General features: G+C 69.2%; 19 protein-coding genes. 12 read left to right on the top strand and 7 right to left on the bottom strand.

Going from position 1 to position 20,568, the window contains the following annotated elements:
• Positions 1-6: 6 nt before the first annotated feature.
• Together DR843_RS16025 and DR843_RS16030 are read right to left on the bottom strand one after the other, a co-directional pair.
• The gene (locus DR843_RS16025) at positions 7-1,200 is read right to left on the bottom strand and encodes an acyl-CoA dehydrogenase family protein (RefSeq protein WP_109687408.1); all 1,194 of its coding nucleotides are present in this window, start codon (positions 1,198-1,200) and stop codon (positions 7-9) included.
• A 1-nt stretch (position 1,201) separates the two neighbouring features.
• The gene (locus DR843_RS16030; RefSeq protein WP_109687410.1) at positions 1,202-2,113 is read right to left on the bottom strand and encodes an SDR family oxidoreductase; all 912 of its coding nucleotides are present in this window, start codon (positions 2,111-2,113) and stop codon (positions 1,202-1,204) included.
• 59 nt (positions 2,114-2,172) lie between these two features.
• Between DR843_RS16030 and DR843_RS16035 the strand changes: the two genes are divergently transcribed.
• Entirely contained in the window at positions 2,173-2,937 is a 765-nt protein-coding gene (locus DR843_RS16035) for an SDR family NAD(P)-dependent oxidoreductase (RefSeq protein WP_109687413.1), read from the top strand.
• A gap of 55 nt (positions 2,938-2,992) precedes the next feature.
• Positions 2,993-3,739, top strand: a complete 747-nt coding sequence (locus DR843_RS16040) for an SDR family NAD(P)-dependent oxidoreductase (RefSeq protein ID WP_109687415.1) — start codon at positions 2,993-2,995, stop codon at positions 3,737-3,739.
• Positions 3,740-3,759: 20 nt separating this feature from the next.
• On the opposite strand, the gene DR843_RS16045 is transcribed toward DR843_RS16040, so the two are convergent.
• The 3 genes from DR843_RS16045 to DR843_RS16055 form a co-directional block, all read right to left on the bottom strand.
• Positions 3,760-4,638, bottom strand: coding sequence for an enoyl-CoA hydratase (locus tag DR843_RS16045; RefSeq protein ID WP_109687417.1), 879 nt, complete (start codon positions 4,636-4,638; stop codon positions 3,760-3,762).
• Between the two features lies 1 nt (position 4,639).
• Positions 4,640-5,860, bottom strand: coding sequence for an acetyl-CoA C-acetyltransferase (locus DR843_RS16050; protein ID WP_109687419.1), 1,221 nt, complete (start codon positions 5,858-5,860; stop codon positions 4,640-4,642).
• Positions 5,861-5,935: 75 nt separating this feature from the next.
• Positions 5,936-7,048: a TIGR03617 family F420-dependent LLM class oxidoreductase gene (locus DR843_RS16055; RefSeq protein WP_109687421.1), complete on the bottom strand. Its 1,113-nt coding sequence runs from the start codon at positions 7,046-7,048 to the stop codon at positions 5,936-5,938.
• Between the two features lie 82 nt (positions 7,049-7,130).
• Here DR843_RS16055 and DR843_RS16060 point away from each other — a divergent pair, with 82 nt between their 5' ends.
• Genes DR843_RS16060 through DR843_RS16080 form a run of 5 tightly spaced genes read left to right on the top strand, consistent with a single transcriptional unit; the run spans position 7,131 to position 13,991 of the window.
• A complete protein-coding gene (locus DR843_RS16060) occupies positions 7,131-8,819 on the top strand; it encodes an AMP-binding protein (protein WP_109687423.1) in 1,689 nt (562 codons plus the stop codon).
• Positions 8,812-9,960: a steroid 3-ketoacyl-CoA thiolase gene (locus DR843_RS16065; protein ID WP_109687424.1), complete on the top strand. Its 1,149-nt coding sequence runs from the start codon at positions 8,812-8,814 to the stop codon at positions 9,958-9,960. Before DR843_RS16060 ends, DR843_RS16065 begins: the two co-directional genes overlap by 8 nt.
• A complete protein-coding gene (locus DR843_RS16070; protein ID WP_211310267.1) occupies positions 9,954-10,778 on the top strand; it encodes an SDR family NAD(P)-dependent oxidoreductase in 825 nt (274 codons plus the stop codon). Before DR843_RS16065 ends, DR843_RS16070 begins: the two co-directional genes overlap by 7 nt.
• 47 nt (positions 10,779-10,825) lie before the next feature.
• Complete coding sequence (locus DR843_RS16075) at positions 10,826-12,481, top strand: class I adenylate-forming enzyme family protein (protein ID WP_211310268.1); 1,656 nt, start codon at positions 10,826-10,828, stop codon at positions 12,479-12,481.
• Positions 12,474-13,991, top strand: a complete 1,518-nt coding sequence (locus DR843_RS16080) for an acyl-CoA carboxylase subunit beta (RefSeq protein WP_211310269.1) — start codon at positions 12,474-12,476, stop codon at positions 13,989-13,991. The genes DR843_RS16075 and DR843_RS16080 overlap by 8 nt, the downstream gene beginning before the upstream one ends.
• A gap of 6 nt (positions 13,992-13,997) precedes the next feature.
• Here the strand turns inward: DR843_RS16080 and DR843_RS16085 are convergent, their stop codons facing one another.
• Complete coding sequence (locus DR843_RS16085; protein ID WP_109687426.1) at positions 13,998-14,897, bottom strand: SDR family NAD(P)-dependent oxidoreductase; 900 nt, start codon at positions 14,895-14,897, stop codon at positions 13,998-14,000.
• Positions 14,894-15,511, bottom strand: coding sequence for a TetR/AcrR family transcriptional regulator (locus tag DR843_RS16090; RefSeq protein ID WP_170119899.1), 618 nt, complete (start codon positions 15,509-15,511; stop codon positions 14,894-14,896). The genes DR843_RS16085 and DR843_RS16090 overlap by 4 nt, the downstream gene beginning before the upstream one ends.
• A gap of 69 nt (positions 15,512-15,580) precedes the next feature.
• Here DR843_RS16090 and DR843_RS16095 point away from each other — a divergent pair, with 69 nt between their 5' ends.
• The 5 genes from DR843_RS16095 to DR843_RS16115 are packed head-to-tail and all read left to right on the top strand — an operon-like array spanning position 15,581 to position 20,513.
• Positions 15,581-16,747, top strand: coding sequence for an acyl-CoA dehydrogenase family protein (locus DR843_RS16095; RefSeq protein WP_109687430.1), 1,167 nt, complete (start codon positions 15,581-15,583; stop codon positions 16,745-16,747).
• Positions 16,748-16,751: 4 nt separating this feature from the next.
• On the top strand, positions 16,752-17,726 hold the full coding sequence (locus DR843_RS16100) for a bifunctional MaoC family dehydratase N-terminal/OB-fold nucleic acid binding domain-containing protein (protein ID WP_211310270.1): 975 nt from the start codon (positions 16,752-16,754) through the stop codon (positions 17,724-17,726).
• 5 nt (positions 17,727-17,731) lie between these two features.
• The gene (locus DR843_RS16105; protein WP_109687432.1) at positions 17,732-18,877 is read left to right on the top strand and encodes an acyl-CoA dehydrogenase family protein; all 1,146 of its coding nucleotides are present in this window, start codon (positions 17,732-17,734) and stop codon (positions 18,875-18,877) included.
• A complete protein-coding gene (locus tag DR843_RS16110; protein ID WP_211310271.1) occupies positions 18,874-19,332 on the top strand; it encodes a MaoC/PaaZ C-terminal domain-containing protein in 459 nt (152 codons plus the stop codon). Before DR843_RS16105 ends, DR843_RS16110 begins: the two co-directional genes overlap by 4 nt.
• The gene (locus tag DR843_RS16115) at positions 19,329-20,513 is read left to right on the top strand and encodes a lipid-transfer protein (RefSeq protein ID WP_109687434.1); all 1,185 of its coding nucleotides are present in this window, start codon (positions 19,329-19,331) and stop codon (positions 20,511-20,513) included. The genes DR843_RS16110 and DR843_RS16115 overlap by 4 nt, the downstream gene beginning before the upstream one ends.
• Positions 20,514-20,568 lie beyond the last annotated feature (55 nt).

A 20,568-nucleotide genomic window follows, 5' to 3' on the forward strand; every position in this document is an offset into this window, starting at 1 on the left:
GGCTGGTTATCCCCTCGGCAGCCCGAGCACCCGCTCGGAGATGATGTTGCGCTGGATCTCATCGGATCCGCCGTAGATCGTGTCGGCTCGGCTGAAGAGGAAAGCGGTCTGCTGCGGCGAGAGGCCGTAGGTCGCGCCATCCACCGTCAACCCGTCGGTGCCCAGGACGTCGATCGCGAGCTCACCCAACGCACGGTGCCATCCGGCCCACTGGAGTTTGGATGCCGATGCTTCGAAGCCGCTCAACTCGGCGGAGGATCGCAGCGTCGACACCGCCAGATGCCGCAGCACCTGCAGGCCGACCCAGGCGCGGGTCAGGCGCTCGGCGATCTCCGGATCCTGCGCGGCGCCATTGTCGCGGGCCACGGCGATCACGCCGGCCAGTTCCCGCCCGAAGCCGATCTGCTGGCCAAGGGTGGAGACTCCGCGCTCGAAGCCCAACGTGCCCATCGCGACCTTCCAGCCCTGGCCCTCCTCGCCTACGAGGTTGGTGGTCGGGGTCCGAGCGCCGTCGAAGAACACCTCGTTGAACTCGCTGCGCCGAGTGATCTGAGGAATGGGGCGGACGTCGATGCCGGGCTGATCCATCGGGACCAGCAGGTAGGACAGACCGTGGTGCCGGACGGAATTCGGGTCAGTGCGGACGACCGCGAAGCACCAGTCCGCGAGATGGGCCAGCGAGGTCCACACCTTCTGACCGGTGATGACGTAGTCATCTCCATCGCGCCGGGCGCTGGTCCGCACGCCGGCGAGGTCGGACCCGGCGCCGGGCTCGGAGTAGCCCTGGCACCACAGAGTCGTGCCGGCCAGGATGCCCGGCAGGAACCGCTGGCGCTGATCTGCGGTACCGAAGGCAAGCAGCGTCGGACCCAGGAGCTGCTCACCGATGTGCCCCAATCGACCCGGCCCACCCGCCCGGGCGTATTCCTCGTGGAAGATCACCTGCTGGCCGAGGGTCGCCCCTCGTCCGCCGTCTGCCACCGGCCAGCCCAAACCGATCCACCCGCCCTCGCCGAGCCGGCGCTCCCAGTCGCGGCGCCGGTCGAGTGATTCATCCTCCTTGCCGGCGCCGCCACGTCCGACCAGATCACGGAACTCACCGCCGAGTTCGTGGTCGAGCCATTCGCGCGCCTCCCGTCGCACGTCCTCGTCGGCGACGTCGTGGCCCAATGGGCGAGGTGCACGGTGTTGTGACGTCATCTCACGCTCCGTAGACAGGGGTGACTGGCTGGGCGCGCGATTCGAGGCTGGCCACGATGTCCGTCAGCTCAGCGGGGTCGAGCCGTCGACCCGCGTCCAGCGACGGACCGTGCGCCCAACCCTCGCACAACCACACCTGACCACCGGCCACCTCGAGGGTCCGACCGGTGACGTTCGCACGATCCGATCCGAGCCATACGACGACGGGCGAGATGTTGGCCGGATCCATGGCATCGAATCCTTCCTCGGGGGCGGCCATCTGGTCGGCGAAGACCGCTTCGGTCATCGGGGTGCGTGCCGACGGTGCGATCGCGTTGACCAAGACGTCGTAGCGGCCCCATTCGGCCGCCGCCACCTGGGTCAACGCGAGGATCGCGGCCTTGCTGGCCGCGTAGTTACCCTGCCCGACTGAGCCGAAGAGCCCAGCGCCGGAACTGGTGTTGACCACGCGGGCCGCGACCGGCCGGCCCTCCTTGTGCCGGGCGCGCCAGTGCGCGACCGCGTGCCGCATGGTCGCGGCGTGACCTTTGAGGTTGACCCGGATCACTGCGTCCCATTCGTCCTCGCTGACCGTCGCGAGCATCCGGTCGCGGTTGATGCCCGCGTTGTTGACCAGGGTGTGCAACTCCCCGAATCGGTCGACAGTGGTCGCGATCAACTCGCAGGCGAACTCCCAATCGGCGATATCCCCGCGGACGACCAGCACCGGGTGACCCTGGGCAGCCAACTCGTCGGCAACCGTCTGAACATCGGGCCCGAGATCATTCAGGACGACCGTGGCGCCGGCTTCAGCGAAGGCGCGGGCGTGCGCAGCGCCGAGGCCCTGCCCGGCACCGGTCACAATGACAACGCGGCCGGCGCAGATCCCGTCGCGGACGCTGGGGGTCGGGGACGGATCGCGGACGGTCGCCATGTCCTCAGACAACCACAAGCGGTCTAGTCAAGCAAGCGCTTGGTAGATAGCCTGGGTGCATGCCGCCTGAGTCGACGCACAGTGCTGTGGTCACGGGCGCCACGGGGGGTATCGGCAGTGCCGTGGCCCGGGTGCTCGCCCGGGACGGATTCGACCTCGCGCTCACCTACGGCAGAAGCAGTGCCGCTGCGCAGGACCTGGTCGATGAGCTCGAAGGGATCGGACGCCGGGTGATCGCGCTACCGTTCGATCTGGGCGATCTCGACGCACCGAGCGCCCTCGCCGCGGCTGTGACAGCGGAGTTCGGCGGAGTCGACGCCCTGGTCCACGCCGCCGGACCGCATGTGCCGATGCGGCATCTGTCGACGGTCGACCCCGTCGAATTCGCCCGGCAGTGTCAGCAGGAGGGGATCGCCTTCTTCGCCCTGGTGGCGGCCTTCCTGCCGCTACTACGGGAGCGATCGGGCAGCATCACCGCCGTGACCACGGCGGCGACGACCCGGTATCCCGTCCGCGACGGCCTCTCGGCGGCGCCGAAGGCGACCATTGAGGCTCTGGTGCGAGCCGTCGCCGCGGAGGAGGGCCGCTACGGCGTGCGGGCCAATTGCGTGGGCCCCGGCATGCTGACCGACGGGATGGCCGCGCGGTTGATGGCGGATGGGGAATTGGACGACGCGGCGTTGGCGGTGACCCGCCGCAACATCCCACTGCGCCGTTTCGGCTCCGCGCTGGACGTGGCCGAGGCGGTCGCTTTCCTGGTCTCCGAGCGTGCCGGCTTCGTGTCGGGCCAGAAACTCGACGTCGACGGAGCGTACGGCGTCTAGTCACCCCCCGCGGGATGCCGGGAGTGATCATCGAACACCGCAGGAGAGGGAGTCCATGCAGGAGCAGTCGCTGAACTTCGGGTTCACGCCGGGTGACGTCATCGTCGTGACCGGTGCCGGCAGCGGGATCGGGCGCGCCATAGCGGTGCGGGCCGCGCAGCAGGGGTTACGGGTGGCCGCCTGGGATCTCGCGCCCGACGGGCTGGCGCAGACCGTCGCGCAGATAGAGGCGGAGGGCGGCGAGGCGCTGCCGGTGGTGGCCGATGTCGCTGATCAGGAGGCGGTCGTCGCCGCGATGGAGGTGTCGCGCAGCGCCGGCACCGTGCGCCATCTTGTCAACAATGCCGGACCCGCCTCTGGCGGACCGACCCTCGAATTCGACGAAGCTGTCCGGATTGCGCTGGGCAGCGTCCGCCGGGTCACCGAGACCTGGTTGGCCGAGGCACCCGCGGGAGCCACCCTGGTCAACATGGCCTCGGTGGCGGGCAACATCGTCGGCACCTCACCTGACTGGTACCCCGCGAGCAAGGCCGGGATCGCGGGCTACACCAGGCACCTCGCGGCCTACCGAGCCGATGTCGTGCGAGCCAACGCGGTGGCGCCGGGCATGGTGGACACCCCACGGCTGCAGGGATTTTCAGAGAGCGAGACCGGTCAATCGGTCCTGCGCCGCATCCCACTGCACCGGATGGCGCAACCGGACGACATCGCGTACGTGACGCTCTTCCTGCTGTCTCCGGCCGCGGCGTACGTCAATGGCGTCCTGGTCCCGGTGGACGGCGGCTGGACCATCACGCAGTGATCGTGGGCGGCCGTCGACGATCAGTCGCCGGCCCGCTCCGAGTCCCGCTCCGAGTCCCGCATCGACCGGGCGTCCATGCCCGCCAGCGAGTCCCGGCCCACCTCGGCGTTGTGGGCATGTGCGGCGTGGTGCAGCCCGAAGACTGAATCCATCCCCGCCCGCATGCCCATGAGGTCCTCGGCCTGGTTGATCGCCCGCTTGGTCAATGCCAGGCCGAGCCGGGGCATGGTGGCGATCCGCTGCGCGATATGCAGGGTCGTCGATGCGAGGTCCTCGCGGGGGACAACATGGTTGACCATGCCCACCTCACGGGCTCGGGCGGCCGGCATCCGGTCGCCGGTGTAGAGGAACTCGCGCGCCACCGCGGGGGTCATGACCCACGGATGGGCGAAGTACTCCACACCCGGGATCCCCATCCGCACCACGGGATCCATGAAGAACGCATCGTCGGAAGCGACGATGAAGTCGCACACCCACGCCAGCATCAAGCCACCGGCGATGCACGCGCCGTGCACCTGAGCGATCATCGGCTTGGGCAGATCGCGCCAGCGCCGGCACATGCCGAGGTAGACCTCGGACTCCCGCGCGAAGCGCTGGTCCACCCCCTCCTTGCCGACGTGACTCCACCACAGCCCGGCCTGGCGCTCGAAGGCGACATCGACGTCCCGCTCCGGTGTGCCGATGTCGTGACCCGCACAGAAGTGATCCCCCGCGCCGCGCAGGATCACCACCCGCACCTCGTCGTCCGCGGCGGCGCGATAGAACGCCCGATCCAGCGCGTAGGTCATCGCGGAATTCTGCGCGTTGCGGTATTGGGGGCGGTTCAGGGTGACGGTCGCGACCTGCCCGTCCGTCTCATAGATCACGGCCTGCGCCTCGGTGGCGTTGGGGGTGGTCATGTCAGGACAATCGCTCCACGATGAGGGCCATCCCCTGACCACCTGCTGCGCACATCGTGACAACCCCCGTCGAGGCATCCCGCGCTGTCAGGCCGGTGAGCAGGGTCCGAGTCATGCGGGCGCCGGTCATGCCGAAGGGGTGGCCGAGCGCGATCGCTCCGCCGTGCACATTGACGCGCTCGAGGTCGAGTCCGAGGTCCTCGACGGTGGGCAGGACCTGCGCGGCGAACGCCTCGTTGATCTCCCACAGGTCGATATCGGAGGCCGACATTCCGGCGTAGGCCAGCGCCTGACGGGACGCGTCGACCGGACCCAGGCCCATGATCTCGGGCGACAAGGCGGAGACGCCGGTGGCCACCACCCGGGCGAGTGGGGTGATCCCGAGTTCGCGGGCACGCACGTCCGACATCACGATGAGAGCCGCCGCGCCGTCGTTGAGCGGGCAACAGTTACCGGCCGTGACGGTGCCGTCGGGCCGGAAGACCGGCGCGAGCGCGGACACCTTCTCCATCGTCACGCTCCGGCGCGGTCCGTCGTCGGTGCTGACGACTGTGCCGTCGGCCAGGGTGACCGGGGTGATATCAGCCTGGTAGAAGCCGGAGTCGATGGCCTTCTCGGCCAGATTCTGGCTGCGCACGCCGAACTCGTCCTGGGCGGCGCGGCTGACCGAGCGCAGACCGGCGACATTCTCAGCGGTCTGGCCCATGGCGAGATACGGATCGGGCAGGTGGCCTTCGTCGCGGGGGTCGGTCCACTCCGGGACGCCCGCGCCGGCGCGTCGTGCGGAGCGAGCCTCGGCGTCGGCGTACCGAGGATGGTGGGTGTCCGGCATGCCGTCGCTGCGGCCGAGGCGGTATCGGGAGACCGACTCCACTCCGGCGGAGAGGAAGATCGAGCCCTCGCCGGCCTTGATGGCGTGGAACGCCATCCGGGTGGTTTGCACGCTGGAGGCGCAGTAGCGCGACACGGTGGCCCCGGGCACCGCGTCGGCACCGGCGAAGATCGACGCCTGACGGCCAAGGTTGTAGCCCTGCTCGCCTGCTGGCTGGGCCGTCCCGACGTACGTGTCGTCGATCTGTGTCCGGGACAGTTGCGGGACCTGCGCGAGCGCCGCCTCGATCATCTGACCCAGCAGATCGAGCGGTCGTACGTCGACCAGAGACCCCTTGCCTGCTCGTCCGATCGGCGATCGGGCCGCCGCGACAATGACTGCTTCCACCATTTTGCCCTCCGAGCGGATCGGCGCCGTGACCGAGCAAGCGCTTGGTAGCGACTCTAGGACGGGTCTCACGGCCGGTCAAGCAGGCCCGGACGCTACCTGTCGATGCAGCTCAGCGATGGCCGAGGCGAAGCCATCGAGGATGTGAGTGGGCGGTTGCTGAGGAGCGCTGACCAGCGCGGGCGGCAGGGGCAGTGCGACGGTGTCGCACAGTCCGTCGTACCGCGTGGTGAGGATCCGCGCGATCTGGTCATAGGTGCCCTCGGGCACGAGGTCGGCCACCAGCGTCGCGGGCATGGCCTCGGCGAGTTCGCTCCATCGGCGCTCGCGGGACAGGGCGTGCAGTTGCGCCCCCACGTCGGGGTGGCCCAGCAGGGTCAACGTGCGGTGGTAAGCCGGTGTGGAGAACAGGACAGACAGCTCGCGCCGGATCCGGGCACGTTCGGATTCGATGGCGGCGTGGTCGATGCCGGTCAGGCACCACGGCACGACCGTGATCCCCGGACGGTCCTGCCGACCTGCCGCCAGCACGCCCTCGGTCAGCCGCGGCAGGATCTGCTGGCGCACCACCTCGGGATGCGATGCGGTCGGATGTGCGACGAACTCATCGGCGACCTCGCCCGCGACGCGACACATCCGCGGACCGACGCCTCCAGCGACCAGCCGGGGTGGACCGTAGCCGTGATCGCGTGGGGTGAAGAGAGGTTGAAGCCGGGTGAACCGGTAGTACGGACCTTCGTAGGTCAGCCCGGTGCGGCGTTCGAAGGCGGCGAAGATCGCCCGGACCGCGTGGAAGTAGTCGCGCATCTGTGCCGCAGGGTCGGACCATTGGCTCGAGTAGCGGTCGACGATGTTGCCACGCACCTGGCTGCCGAGGCCGAGCTCGAAGCGGCCTCCCGACACCTCCACCAGGTCCCAGGCGGCGAGGGCGGTGACCATCGGGCTGCGCGGCAGCGCCACGGTGAGTGATGTCCGCACGCGCAACGTCGTGGTCGATTGCAGGGCGAGCAACGCGACCAGAAACGAGTCGTGCACCGACTCCGGCACATGCAGGACGTCGATACCGCAGTCCTGGATCGCCCGGCACAGCGCCGGGACGTCCGCGAGGGCGACGTCACCTGGCAGTGCGGTCGCGACGCCCCAGCGCGGCGACGCACGAGGCGCCGGCGGGACCTTCGCAGCATCGGGCATCGGGACCCCCTTGACCTCCTGTGCAGTCGACGCATAGTGTCAACCAAGCGCTTGCTTGTCAATGGTGAGGAGAGGTACTCGCGTGCTGACGTTCGCTGACGTGGTTCGCTCGCGCAGCGGTGACGATCATCTGGGTGTGCGGGCCGGTGCGGCCGTCTGGACCTGGGACCAGGTAGTCCGCGAATCCACGATCCGCGCGAATTATCTACTCTCCCAACCGCGTCCAGCAGGCAGACCGCGCCACATCGGCATCCTTCTAGACAACGTGCCCGACTTCGTGTTCTGGGTCTGCGCCGCCGCTCTCAGCGGATCGGTGATCGTGGCCGCCAACCCGACGCGCCGAGGAGCCGAACTGGCTGGCGACATCCGGCACACCGATTGCGACCTGCTGATCACCAGCGAGGAGCGCTGGCCACTGGTGGAAGCGGCCGGTCTGGCTGGACCGTCGGCGGACGCCCTGCCGACCCTGATCATCGGCACCAGTGAGTATCAGGAGGCACTCAGCCGGTTCTCCGCGGCCGGACTGCCCGCGATCGAACCGGACCCGGCTGACACGCTGTTACTTCTCTTCTCGTCGGGGTCCACCGGCGCCCCCAAGGCAGTGGTGTGCAGCCAGGGGCGGCTGGCCTCGTTGGCCGAGTCGCTGCGGACCCGCACCGAGATCGATCGCGATTCGGTCACCTACGTGTGCATGCCGCTCTTCCACGGCAACTCCCTGATGATGAACCTGGCCCCGGCGATGCATGCCGGGGCGACCGTGTGCCTTGCGCCGCGCTTCACCGCATCCGGATTCTCGCGAGACGTGCACCGGTACGGCGTCACCTTCGTCAACTATGTCGGCCGCGCGTTGTCCTACGTGCTGGCGCAGCCACCGGACCCCAGGGACGCCACCTCGACCCTGCGACTGGCGGTCGGCACCGAGGCCTCTGCCTCCGATGTGCGCGCGTTCGCCGAGCGCTTCGGCTGCCGGGTCTCCGAGGGCTACGGCATGAGTGAGGGCGTAGTGCGCATCAACCGGACCCCCGAGACGCCGGATGACGCGCTGGGGCTGCCGGTGGGCGGATTGGATCTGCGCATCCTCGATCCACTCACCGAGCAGGAGTGCCCGCGGGCGGTGCGGGGCGCCGACGGCCGGTTGCTGAATGCACAGGAGGCCACAGGTCAGATCGTCGCGATCGGCGCTGCCGGTGCCTTCGACGGCTACTACCGCAACCCGGGCGCCGACGCCGAGCGGATCCGGGGTGGCAACTTCTGGACCGGTGACCTGGGCTGGCGCGACGAGCGCGGCTTCTTCTACTTCGCAGGCCGCGGCGCCGATTGGTTGCGGGTCGATGGAGAGAACCTCGCCGCGGCACCGATCGAGCGGATCATCGAGCGCTGGGACGACGTCACGGTCGCCGCGGCGTACGCCGTACCCGATCCGCGCACCGGCGACCAATTGATGGTGACTCTCCAGATGCGGCCCGGGGTGTCCTTCGATCCCGACCGGCTCGTGCGGCACCTGCAGGAGCAGAGCGACCTCGGCACCAAGGCGTGGCCGCGCTTCGTGCGGGTGATCGAGGAGCTTCCGACGACCGCTAGCGGAAAGTTGGCCAAGGTGGGCCTCAGGCGGCAGGGTTGGCACGTGGACGACCCCGTGTACGAATCGACTGGATTCGGAACGGGATTCAGCGTCCTCGATGCCTTGGCGCGGGATCGTCTCGAGCGCGAGTTCGCTGCCCACGGCCGCGACGTGCTCCTGCCGCAGCAGGGCGGAGTCGCCCGTGGGTGAGCCGGTCATCGTCGACGTCGTGAGGTCGCCGTTCGCGCGTCGGCGTACCGATCTCGCGGGCGTCCATCCTGCAACGCTGCTGGGAACGGTCCAGCAGGCTGCTCTCGATCGGCTGGGGCTCGACGCGTCCGAGGTGGGTCAGGTGATCGGCGGTTGTGTGACGCAGGCCGGTGAGCAGTCCAGCAACGTGACCCGTACTGCGTGGCTCTCCCGCGGCCTGCCGTCCCAGGTTGCCGCGACGACACTGGATGCACAATGCGGGTCCGGCCAGCAGTCCATCCATCTGATCGCCGCGCTCATCGCGGTCGGCGCCATCGATGTTGGTCTCGCGTGCGGGGTCGAGTCGATGAGCCGAGTCCCGTTGATGGCCAACGTCGTCAACGGTCCGGGCAAGGTCCGCCCTGAGCCCTTCCCTCTCGAGATGCCGGGGCAGTTCGTCGGTGCCGATCGGATCGCACGCCGCCGTGGCTTCTCACGCGACGATCTCGATGCCTTCGGCGCGCGCTCCCAGCAACGTGCGATGACCGCCTGGGCGGAGCATCGCTTCGACGCTGACATCGTCCCAATCACGGTGACCGACGCCGAGAGTGGTGAGCGCGTCGTCGAGCGCGACAGCGGCCTGCGTGAGACGACGCTGGAGACGCTCGGCGGACTGGATCCGGTCATCGCCGACGGGCTGCACACCCCGGGGACCTCCTCACAGGTGACCGACGGCGCGGCGACCGCGGTGCTCATGGATCGCAGCCGTGCCATCGCCGAGGGACTGCGCCCCCGGGGCAGGTTGCTCGCCCAGGCGCTGGTCGGTGCGCAGGAGCCGGAGTACCTGCTCGATGGTCCCGTTCAGGCGATCGAACGTGTCCTCGGCGCAGCGGGACTCACCGTCGGCGATGTGGACATCTTCGAAATCAACGAGGCGTTCGCGGCCGTCCCGATGTCCAGCGCGCAGGTGCACGGCATCGATGAGACAAGGCTGAACGTCAACGGCGGCGCGATCGCGCTCGGGCATCCCGTTGGCGCGACCGGCGTGCGACTGGTGGGAGCGGCCCTGCGCGAGCTGGAGCGCATCGACGGGGAGATCGCGGTCGTTGCGATCTGTGCTGGCGGAGCGATGGCGACCGGCGCTGTGGTGCAACGGTGCTGAATCCCGGCGCGGACCTCGCCGGCAAGGTCGCGCTCGTGACCGGTGCTGGCCGCATGCGTTCGATCGGCCGGTCCATTGCACAGCGTCTCGCCGATGCTGGGGCTGCGGTCGCAGTGAGCGGCACCGGCCGGGACAGTTCGGTGCAACTTGAGACTGAGCGTGCCGCCGGGTGGCGAGGTGTCGACTCGGTCGCGGCGGAACTGACTGCCCGCGGCGGAGCCGCGATGGCCCTTCGGTTCGACATCACCGACGAGGCCGCGGTGGTGGCGGCCTTCGATGAAATCGAGCATCAGCTCGGGCCGGTCGACGTCTGCGTCAACAATGCTGCCGCGGCGCGGGGCCCCGACCGGGTGCCGGTGGTCGACACGGACCTGGACGCCTGGGAGAAGGTAGTGGCGGTCAACCTCCGGGGGACCTTTCTGGTCAGCCGCGAGGCGGCGCGGCGGATGCTGGCCCGCCGCAGCCCCGGAGCGATCGTCAACATCTCTTCGGTCGCGGGGAAGACCGGTCCGCCACGGATGGCCGCGTACGGCGCGTCGAAAGCGGCCGTGCAGTCGCTCACCGTCTCCATGGCCAGGGAGTTGGCCAGCGACGGGATCCGGGTGAACGCGGTATGTCCGGGTGTGATTGCCACCTCTCGGATCGATGACGTCGATGAAGCGGGTTGGGCCCGCTACGTGGCCGCGACCGTGCCTCTTGGCCGGGTCGGATCGGGTGACGACATCGCTGAGGTGGTCGCCCTCCTTGCCTGCGAGCGTGGCGGATTCATCACCGGGCAGTGCTGGAATGTCGACGGTGGCCAGGTGGTGCAGCGGTGATCGGAAGCCCGGTGAGGCCACGAGATCCGGCCGAGCGGTCTGAGCTGGTGATTGCTGCAGAGCAGGCGGCGCAGCGACGGGCCGACGCCGTCGCTGAACTCACCGCGACCGGCGCTAGCTTCGAGATCGCCGTCGAGCCGGTGTGCGGCGTGGTGCTGCCTGTCTACCGCCACCGGCGTCGCTCGTTGCGGGAGTTGCTGATCGACTCCGCGCGGCACGGGCAGAACGAATATCTCGTCGACGGTGAGCTGCGGCTGACCCATGCCCAGCATCGCGATTGGGTCGCAGCGGTCGCACGGCGCCTGATCGGTGCGGGGATCGGACCAGGGGATCGAGTCGCGATCCTCGGTCAGCCGTGCGCGGAATGGATCGTGACCTGGTGGGCAACGGTGGCGATCGGTTCGGTTGCCGTCGCGGTGAACTCGTGGTGGAGCTCCGGGGAGATCCGAGACGCTCTCGACCTCACCCAGCCGGCGGTGGCCGTCGTCGACGGCGCGCTGCGCGGAATGCTGCCGGAGGGTGCGCCGACCCTTTCGATGGAGGACCTGCGCGAACTGCTGCCAGATCCGGGTGCACACACGGTCGAGCTACCCGGCGCTGAGCTGGGCGAGGACGATCCGGCGACCATCCTCTTCACCTCCGGGACGACGGGTCGCTCGAAAGGCGTCATTCACAGTCACCGAAATATCCTGTGCGCCAACGATTTTCATCGTCTCAACGACGCGGTCGCCGAGCGGCTCGGCGCGCCCCCTGCGCGGCGGCGGTTCCTGCTCGCGACGCCGCTCTTCCACATCGCCGGGCTGTATAACCTGGTTGTTCCGCGGTTGGATGTCGGCGACACCGCAGTCATCGTGCGGGGCCGCTTCGATGCTGGCGAGGTGCTCGCCCTCATCGAGCGGGAAGGCGTGACCAATTGGGGGGCGGTCCCCACGATGGCTGCGCGAATCGCGGCCTACCCGCACCTGGAGCGCTACGACTTGTCGTCACTGCGGACGATGTCGCTCAATTCCGCGGCCTACTCACCGGCGTTGCGGGCCGCCGTCACTGCGGCACTGCCACAGGCCCGGCGGGCGCTTGGGACGACGTACGGGTCGACGGAGACGGCGACGGCGGTGACCCTCGGCTCTGCTGCCGACGTTGACGCCTACCCTGCGACGGCCGGTCGGGTCGTCCCGACCGTCGAGGTGCAGATCCGGGACGAGTCCGGGCGACCTCTGCCGGATGGTCAGGAGGGTGAGATCCACGCCCGCGGGCCGCAACTCATGCTCGGCTATTGGGAGAACGAGGCGGCGACCACCGCTGCGTTCCGGCCGGGAGGTTGGTATCGAACAGGCGACCTCGGTTACCTCGAGGGCGGGCAACTCTACGTCTCCTCGCGGCGCAGCGATCTGGTGGTGCGCGGCGGTGAGAATGTCTACCCTGCGGAAGTCGAGGCAGCCCTCGCAACCCATCCGGCGGTTGCCGAGATCATCGTCTACGGGGTCACGCACCCGGAGCTCGGCCAAGAGGTTGCCGCGGTGGTGGTGGTGACACCGCAGTGGGCGCACCGTGGCGACGCCGAGCTGGTCGCCGCGCTGCGCGAGCACGCAGCCGACCAGATCGCGCGTTACAAAACACCAACGCGGTGGCGGTTCACTTCCGAGCCGCTGCCGCGCAACGCAACGGGAAAAGTCCAGATCCGACGAGTGATCTCCGGTGGCTGACTCTCCGACAGCTTCTGCGGACATCCCTGAGCAGTGGCGCCCCTTGCTGGAGGACCTGGCCCTACGGCAGGCGCAGGCGCTCGCGATGGGCGGGACCGAACGGCTCGAGCGGCTGGCCGAGCGCGGCGGCCGCGATGCGCGGGCCTGGGTGAAGCTGCTCGTCGACCCGGATAGCTTCCGGGAGATCGGGCTGCTCGCCGGCTCCGTCGGTGACGGCATCGAGCCGCCACGCGCGGCGGACGGTTTCGTGGCGGGCACGGCGCGGATCGACGGCCGGGTGGTCTGCGTGGGGGTGGAGGATCCGACGGTCGCTGGCGGATCGATCGGAGTCCCCGGTGGTAGCAAGCGGGTCCGCTTGGCAATGCTCGCCGCCCAGTTGCACGCCCCGCTGATCCTGCTCCTGTCCGGGGCGGGGCACCGGGCCACCAACCCGCTGGCGCCCCACCGACCGGCGCCGCACGACTTGCAGATCCTGGCCGATCTGCACGGGGTCGTCCCGGTGTTGTCGGTGGTGACCGGGCCCTCGGCCGGTCACGGCGCCCTTGCCGCGCCGCTGTCCGACATCTGCGTGATGGTCCGCGGGCGAGGCGCGCTGTTCTCCGCCGGACCGCCGCTGGTGGCCGCCTCCATCGGCGAACGTGTGGACGCCCAGGAGCTTGGGGGCGTTGACGTTCACGCGAGGGAGTCGGGGTTGGTGCACCTGGTGGCGGACGATGCCCCGGTCGCCGCCCTCGCCGTACGCCGAGTGCTTGGCTATCTGCCCGGCGGGCCCGTGCCGTCTACCGACCCGGCCGTCACGGCCGCCCGGGATCTGCCCGAATTGCTCGATCTGATCCCGGTCGATAGTCGCCGCCCGTTCGACATGCGACCGGTCGTGCAGGCCCTGACTGATGCTGGCAGCAGTATGGAACTGCAGCGCGATTACGGCGTCGGACTATTGACCGTGCTCGCCCGGATCGGCGGTCACGCCGTGGCGATCGTTGCCAGCCAGCCGGCGGTGCTCGCCGGGTCCATCGACGTGGCGGCGGCCGACAAGGCGACGCACTTCATCGAACGGACCGGTCGGTGGGGACTGCCGCTGCTCCTGCTGGCCGACTCGCCGGGGATGCTGCCCGGCAGTTCATCTGAGCGGGCCGGAATCCTGCGGGCCGGCGCTGGCTTCTTCCTGGCCCAGCGGCGTTCGCCCGTCCCGAAGATTCACGTCACGGTCCGCAAGGCCTTCGGCTTCGGCAGTTCGGTCTTCGGTGCGAATCCCTTTGATCACCAGATGCGCTCGTTCGCCTTCCCCGGTGCCACGCTCGGCGGGATGCCCGCGGGGGTCGGCGGCGCGACGTCGGGAGCAGACGCGGCTCGCCGCGAGGAACTGCTGGCGGCTGAGGGCGCGGGACCGTGGCGATTTGCCTCCACCGGAACCTACGACGAGATCATCGATCCGCGGCAACTGCGCCGGGCGCTGATCGAGGTCCTCGGCCTGCCCGCTGCGGCACCTCGTGCCGGCGAGCCCGGCTGACCGAGGTCAGGCTTCGTCGAACGCGTGCGCCACCTGCGGCGCTGCAAAGCCGCGCCCTGCGAATTCGGTCCGCAGGAAATCACCCAAGCCGGCGTCGAGCGTGTCGTCATCGAAGGCGACGTCCGCCCGGAAGGTGGCGGCGACCGTCGGTGCGGCTAGCACTGCGACCCTGGGACCGTAGGTGACCAGCACCTGACCGGTGATGCCGGCGGCCGCCGGCCCGGCGAGGTAGCGCACGAGTCGCGCGACGTGTTCCGGTGCCCACGGGTCGCGTCCGGCCTCCGTCGGGTGCTGTTCCTCGCCGTACAGATCGGCGGTCATCGCGGTGCGGGCGCGTGGGCAGATGGCGTTGGCGGTCACGCCGTACTGGCCGAGGGCGCGCGCCGTCGACAAGGTGAGTGCCACGATCCCGGCCTTAGCCGCGGCGTAGTTCGCTTGGCCGGGCGGCCCGAACAGGAAGGATTCCGAGGCGGTGTTGATAACCCGGGCGTCGACCGGGTCGCCGGTCTTAGCAAGGGTGCGCCAGTAGGCAGCTGCCGCTCGCGACGTCGCGGCATGACCGGTCAGGTGCACCGCCATCACGCTCTCCCAGTCACTTCGGGCGAGGTTGAACAGCATGCGGTCGCGGGTGATCCCCGCGTTGTTGACCAGGATGTCGAGCCCACCCAAGGCACCGATCGTGTCGGAGACGAGCGTCTCAGCGGCGACCCAATCGCCGACGTCGGCAACCAGCGGGATCGCGCGTCCGCCGAGACGTTCGATCTGCTCGGCGACAGCGTGAGCGCGGTCGTCGATGTCATTGACGGCGACCGCTGCGCCGGCCGCGGCAAGAGTCAGCGCCTCGACCCTGCCGAGACCGTCCCCGGCTCCGGTCACCAGAGCAACGCGTCCTTCGAGGGTCCTCACTCCAGTTCTCCCAGCAGGGCATCGACCGTCCGGTCGAGGACCTGGCGCACCTCGCCGACATCGCGCCCGGCGGCCACGGAGACCATCGCTCCGAGGAAGAGGAGGGACACCGACTCGGTGAGAGCGCGGCGATCGGGGGACGGATCGTCGTCTCCGGGGAAGAGCGCTTCCAGGATCCAACCGGCGCGGTCCGGCCCGAACGCCGGCAGTCCGGAGGCCACGACGATCGACGCGGCGTCGGACAGATAGGCCCGCAGCAGCGCCCGGTAGAGCAAGGGGCGTGCGGCGATCTGTCGCATGATCCTGTCCAACACCACCCCAAGGCGAGTCGCCGGGGAGGCGTCGACCGCCAGTTCGGTGCGCACTGCGTGCGTCGACCGCTCGGATAGCGACAACAGCGCGTGGACCAGCAACTCATCCTTGGAGCCGACGAGTTGATAGGCGCGCGCCGCCGACATGCCGGCGGCGGCGGCGACCTCCCGGACGCCGGCGGCTTCGTACCCTCCGACTGCGGCCAGTTCGATGGCCGCGTCGGTCAGCGCGCGCAGTCCAGCCGCCTGGGCGGGCGAGAACGCTCGGGGGACCACCGTGGCATGAGCCGGGAATTCGAACACGGTGGCACTATACACGGGCGTCTCTACAGTAGTCTAGACAACTGTCTACAAGCGTGTCAGGATGCGGTCATGCGACTCGAAGATACGGCCGAACAACTCCGGCTGCGCCATGAGCTTCGTGAGTACTTCGCAACCTTCATGCCCGCGGACGAACTGCGGGCGGCGGGTGAAGGTGGTGCCGGCGGTCCGCGGTTCCGGGAGGTGACGCGCCGGCTCGGAGCCGATGGCTGGCTCGGACTCGGCTGGCCGAAGGAGTACGGCGGCCGCGGCCTGGGTCAACGCGACCAGTTCGTGTTCTTCGACGAGGTGCAGCGAGCCGGCGTGCCGTTCCCGTTCGTCACCGTCAACACCATCGGGCCGACCCTGATGAAGCTGGGCACGGCCCAGCAGCGCCAGCGGTATCTGCCCGGCATCCTGGCCGGCGAGATCGTCTTCGCGGTGGGTTACACCGAGCCGTCGGCCGGCACCGATCTCGCCGCGCTGCACACCCGGGCCGTCGCCGACGGTGACGAATGGGTGATCGACGGCAGCAAGGTCTTCACGACGGGAGGCAACACCGCCGATTTCATCTGGTTGGCGGTGCGCACGGGCGCGACGGACTCGCGGCATCGAGGTATCTCGATGGTCATCGTGCCGACCGACGACCCGGGCTACTCCTGGAGCCCGATCCGCACCGTCGGGGGGATGTCGGTGACCGCGACCTACTTCACCGGGATCAGGATCGGCGCCGACGCCTTCGTCGGTGGTGTCGATGGTGGGTGGCGGGTCATCACCGAGATGCTCAACCACGAGCGGGTGGGGTTGGCGGCCCTAGGTGGTCGCACGCTGGGCCTGTGGCAACGCGTATCGGACTGGGCGCGGGTGGAGGGACTGGTCGACGTCCCGTGGGTTCGCGCGGACCTTGCCGAGAGCTTCGCCCGGCTTGACGCGATGCGCCTGCTCAACTGGAGGATGACCGATCTGATGGCGCGCGGCGAGTTGGATGTCGCCGACGCCAGTGCCACCAAGGTCTACGGCACCGAGGCGCATATCGCCGTGCAACGCATCCTGCTGCGCGTCCTCGGCGCCAGGGGCCGGATCCGTCCCGACGAGCCCTGTGCAGTCCTCGCCGGAGAGTTGGAGCAACTGAGTCGCCAGAGCGTTGTCAACACGTTCGGTGGCGGGGTCAACGATGTCCTGCGTGACATGGTCGCCACGACGGGCTACGGGTTGCCCCGGACGCCGCGGAGGGGGTAGCGACGTGAGCGACATCGCCGACGAGACTGCGACCATCGGGCCGAGTCCACAGCGCCGTGCCGAGATCGAGCAACGGCTGCAGGCGATGGTCGGCGAGCAACTCGGAGCACCGACATCGGCACGCTGGGCGGTGGATGAGGCGCGCATCGACCAGTGGGTCGAGGCGATGGGGATGGTGGCGCCCGAACCTGCCGGCCGTGCGCCGGCAGCGATGTTGCAGGCGTGGACCATGCGCGGCTATCGCAAGACGGTCGCAGGTCCGCCGGAGAGTAGCCGGGAGCTCTTCGCGTTGCTCGCCGAGCTGGGTTACACCTCAGTGGTCGCCACCGACTCCGACATCGACGTACGCCGACCGTTGGTCGTCGGTGACCGGATCACCGTGACCGAGCGGCTGACCGAGATCACCCCGGAGAAGAAGACCGCGCTGGGCCCCGGTCGCTTCGTGACGACGAGCCGCACCTACACCGATGAAGGCGGGGAGGTTGTCGGCATCCAGCGCTGGCGGTTGCTGCGCTTCGCACCGCCCGTCCGCCAAGAGCGAGGTCCGAGCAGCGAAACAGCGCAGCGCGCCCCACGCCCCCGACCAGCCGTCAACCGCGACAATTCCTTCTTCTTCGACGCGGCGCGGCGTCATGAACTGGTCATTCAGCGGTGCTCCGCCTGCGGCCGGTTACGTCATCCCCCGGGACCGATGTGCCCGCACTGCCACAGCCTCGCGTTCGAGACGATCGAAGCATCGGGTCAGGGGACGGTCTTCAGCTACACGGTGGTCCATCACCCTCGCCACCCCGCGTTCGACTACCCGCTCGTGATCGCCGTGGTCCAGCTGTCCGAGGGAACCCGGCTGATCGCCGACGTCGTCGACGTGGACCCAGCGCAGGTGCACATCGGGATGTCGGTATCCCTTGGCTGGCTGGATGCCGATCCCGACCTGACACTGCCGGTCTTCCGCCGGTCTGATCCCACCGCAAGGAGTTGAGCGCCATGGAATTCGCCTTGGACGATGTGTTGCGCGAGCTGCTGATGCTGGCCCGCGAGGTATTCGCCGACCACAGCGACCCGGAGCGACTCAGTGCCCTCGCATCGCAGGGATCGGCGGTCGACCCCGATCTCTGGGCAGCGCTGGCCGCGTCCGGACTGTTGGGTGTTTCGCTCCCCGAGCAGGTCGGCGGCGGCGACCTCGGGATGGTCGCCTTGGCCCTGGTGCTCGAGGAGCAAGGAGCGCACCTCGCGCAGGTGCCCCTCTGGTCGGCTGCGGTGGCCGCCCGCTGCATCGCGGCCGGCCCGCATGAGTTGGCCGGGGCGGTCCTACCGACCTACGTCGACGGTGGTTGCCGCATCGCGCTCGGTCTCGAGGAAGCCGCCAGCCCCGATTGCCTGTTGCCGACCACCTGGTGTGAGCCATCGGTCGGACAAGCCACCGTGCGGTCCGTTCCGGCCACGCACGTGGTCACCGGCGCCAAGGTTCTGATTCCCGCCGGTGGCGATGCCGCTGTGTTGGTCCTTACCGCCATGACCGCCGACGGCCCGGTGGTCCTGGCTGTCGATCCCGAGGGCGCAGGGGTGCAGGCGACGATGTCGAGAACCACGTCGTGCGACACAGCGGCGACGGTGGACCTCGACCGTGCGCCGGCCGTCCAGGTGGCCGGGCCGGGTCCGGCGGGTGTCCCGCGACTTCTTGCGGAGGCGCAGACGGCGCTTGCCGCCTGCCAGACCGGGGTCGCACGGGGAGCCACCCGGCTCGCTGCCGACTACGTCAGCTCACGCGAGCAGTTCGGCCGGCCGATCGGCACCTTCCAGGCGGTGCAACACAAGGTCGCCGACTGCCACATCGACGTGTCCGCCCAGCGAGCGACGTGCTGGCAGGCGGCGTACGCCCTGGATGCCGCAGACACCCCCACCGACCAGACCCTCGCGCATGCCCATGTTGCGGCGTGGTGGGCTCAACGAGCGGGACTGGATGTCGTCCACCGGGTACTGCACCTGCATGGCGGGATGGGCGTCGACGTCGACTATCCGGCGCACCGGTACTTCTTGCGCGGCAAGGAGAACGCCAGCTTCTTCGGCGCTCAACAGCAGTCGCTCGCCAGCCTCGGCACGCTGGTGGCCCTGGGCGGAGTCAGCGCGTGACCGAGCCACGGACCCAGACCCTGCCGCGACGGCTTCCCGAGGTGAGGATCCCGGTGGATCGCACGTTCGTCGTCGCCTCCGCGATGGCCTCGCAGGACTTCCAGGATGTACATCATGACCCGGACCTCGCTCGTGAGCGGGGAGCGCCGGACATTTTCCTGAACATCCTGACCAGCACCGGACTGGTCGAGCGACTCGTCACTGATTGGGCAGGCCCGGCTGTCACCGTCAACCGCCTGCAGATCCGCCTTGGGATGCCCTGTCATCCCGGTGATGAACTCGTCCTCACCGGGGAGGTCAGTGACGAGGACTCCGATCAGGTCGTGGTGCAGGTGCGGGGGACACACGAGCGGGGCGTCCATGTCTCCGGATCGGTCACGGTCGCCCTTCCCGAGGGAACGACGCTGGCAACGCTCAACGACGGTCGGCCGGCGATCGAGGAGCGTTCGCGATGACACGACGGGGTCGCTCCATCTCCGGGCGGGCGGCAATCGTCGGCATCGGTGCCACGGAGTTCTCCAAGAACTCCGGGCGCAGTGAGTTGCAGTTGGCCTGCGAGGCAGTGCTCGCCGCGCTCCAGGATGCCGGGATCGCCCCCGCCGAGGTGGACGGCCTGTGCACCTTCACGATGGACAGCAGCGCGGAGATCCACGTGGCCCGCAACCTTGGCATGGACGATCTGCGCTTCTTTTCCCGCGTCGGTTATGGAGGCGGGGCAGCGTGCGGCACGGTCGCCCACGCCGCGATGGCGGTCGCCACCGGAATGGCCGACGTCGTCGTCTGCTACCGGGCCTTCAACGAGCGGTCCGGGGAGCGCTTCGGCCTCGGCCAGGCGGATCGTCCGATGAACACCTCCGCCGACCGGGCGGCGTACTCCTGGATGACGCCGTTCGGTCTGTCGACCCCGGCGCAGTGGGTCGCGATGTTCGCGATGCGCTACTTGCACGTCTACGGGCGGTCGTCGCTGGACTTCGGGCGGGTGTCGGTCATCGACCGGGCGCGGGCCGCCACGAATCCCAAGGCCTACTTCTACGGTCGGCCGATCACGCTGGAGGAGCATCAAGAGTCGCGATGGATCTCTGAGCCGTTGCGGCTGTTGGACTGTTGCCAGGAGACGGACGGCGGCCAAGCCATCGTCGTTGTCTCCGCGGAGCGGGCGGCAGATCTGCCCGGTCCGCCCGCACTGATCGCCGCGGCCGCCCAGGGGAGTGCCAAGGATCAGCACATGATGACCAGCTACTACCGAGACGATCTCACCTCGCTGCCCGAGATGGGCGTCGTCGCCCGGTCGCTCTTCGGTCAGGCCGGGATCACCGCCGCGGAGCTGGATGCCGCGATCCTCTACGACCACTTCACGCCGTTGGTGCTGCCGCAGTTGGAGGAGATGGGCTTGTGTGGTCGGGGGGAAGCGGCGGACTTCATCGCCGACGGTCACCTCGACCTGGACGGGTCGCTCCCGCTGAACACGCACGGCGGGCAGCTCGGCGAGGCCTACCTGCATGGAATGAACGGAATCGCTGAGGCCGTCCGGCTGGTGCGCGGCACGTCGGTGAATCAGCCGCGCACGGTGGAGCGAGTGGTAGTGACAGCGGGCACCGGAGTCCCCACCAGCGGCTTGATTCTCGCCGCTCGATGAGGCCCGACACCGCGGCGTGGTCGGGTTTGTGAGTTCGCTTGACGTGTGACGTGGG

It is taken from the genome of Branchiibius hedensis (genome assembly GCF_900108585.1).
Classification (GTDB): Bacteria; Actinomycetota; Actinomycetes; order Actinomycetales; family Dermatophilaceae; genus Branchiibius; species Branchiibius hedensis.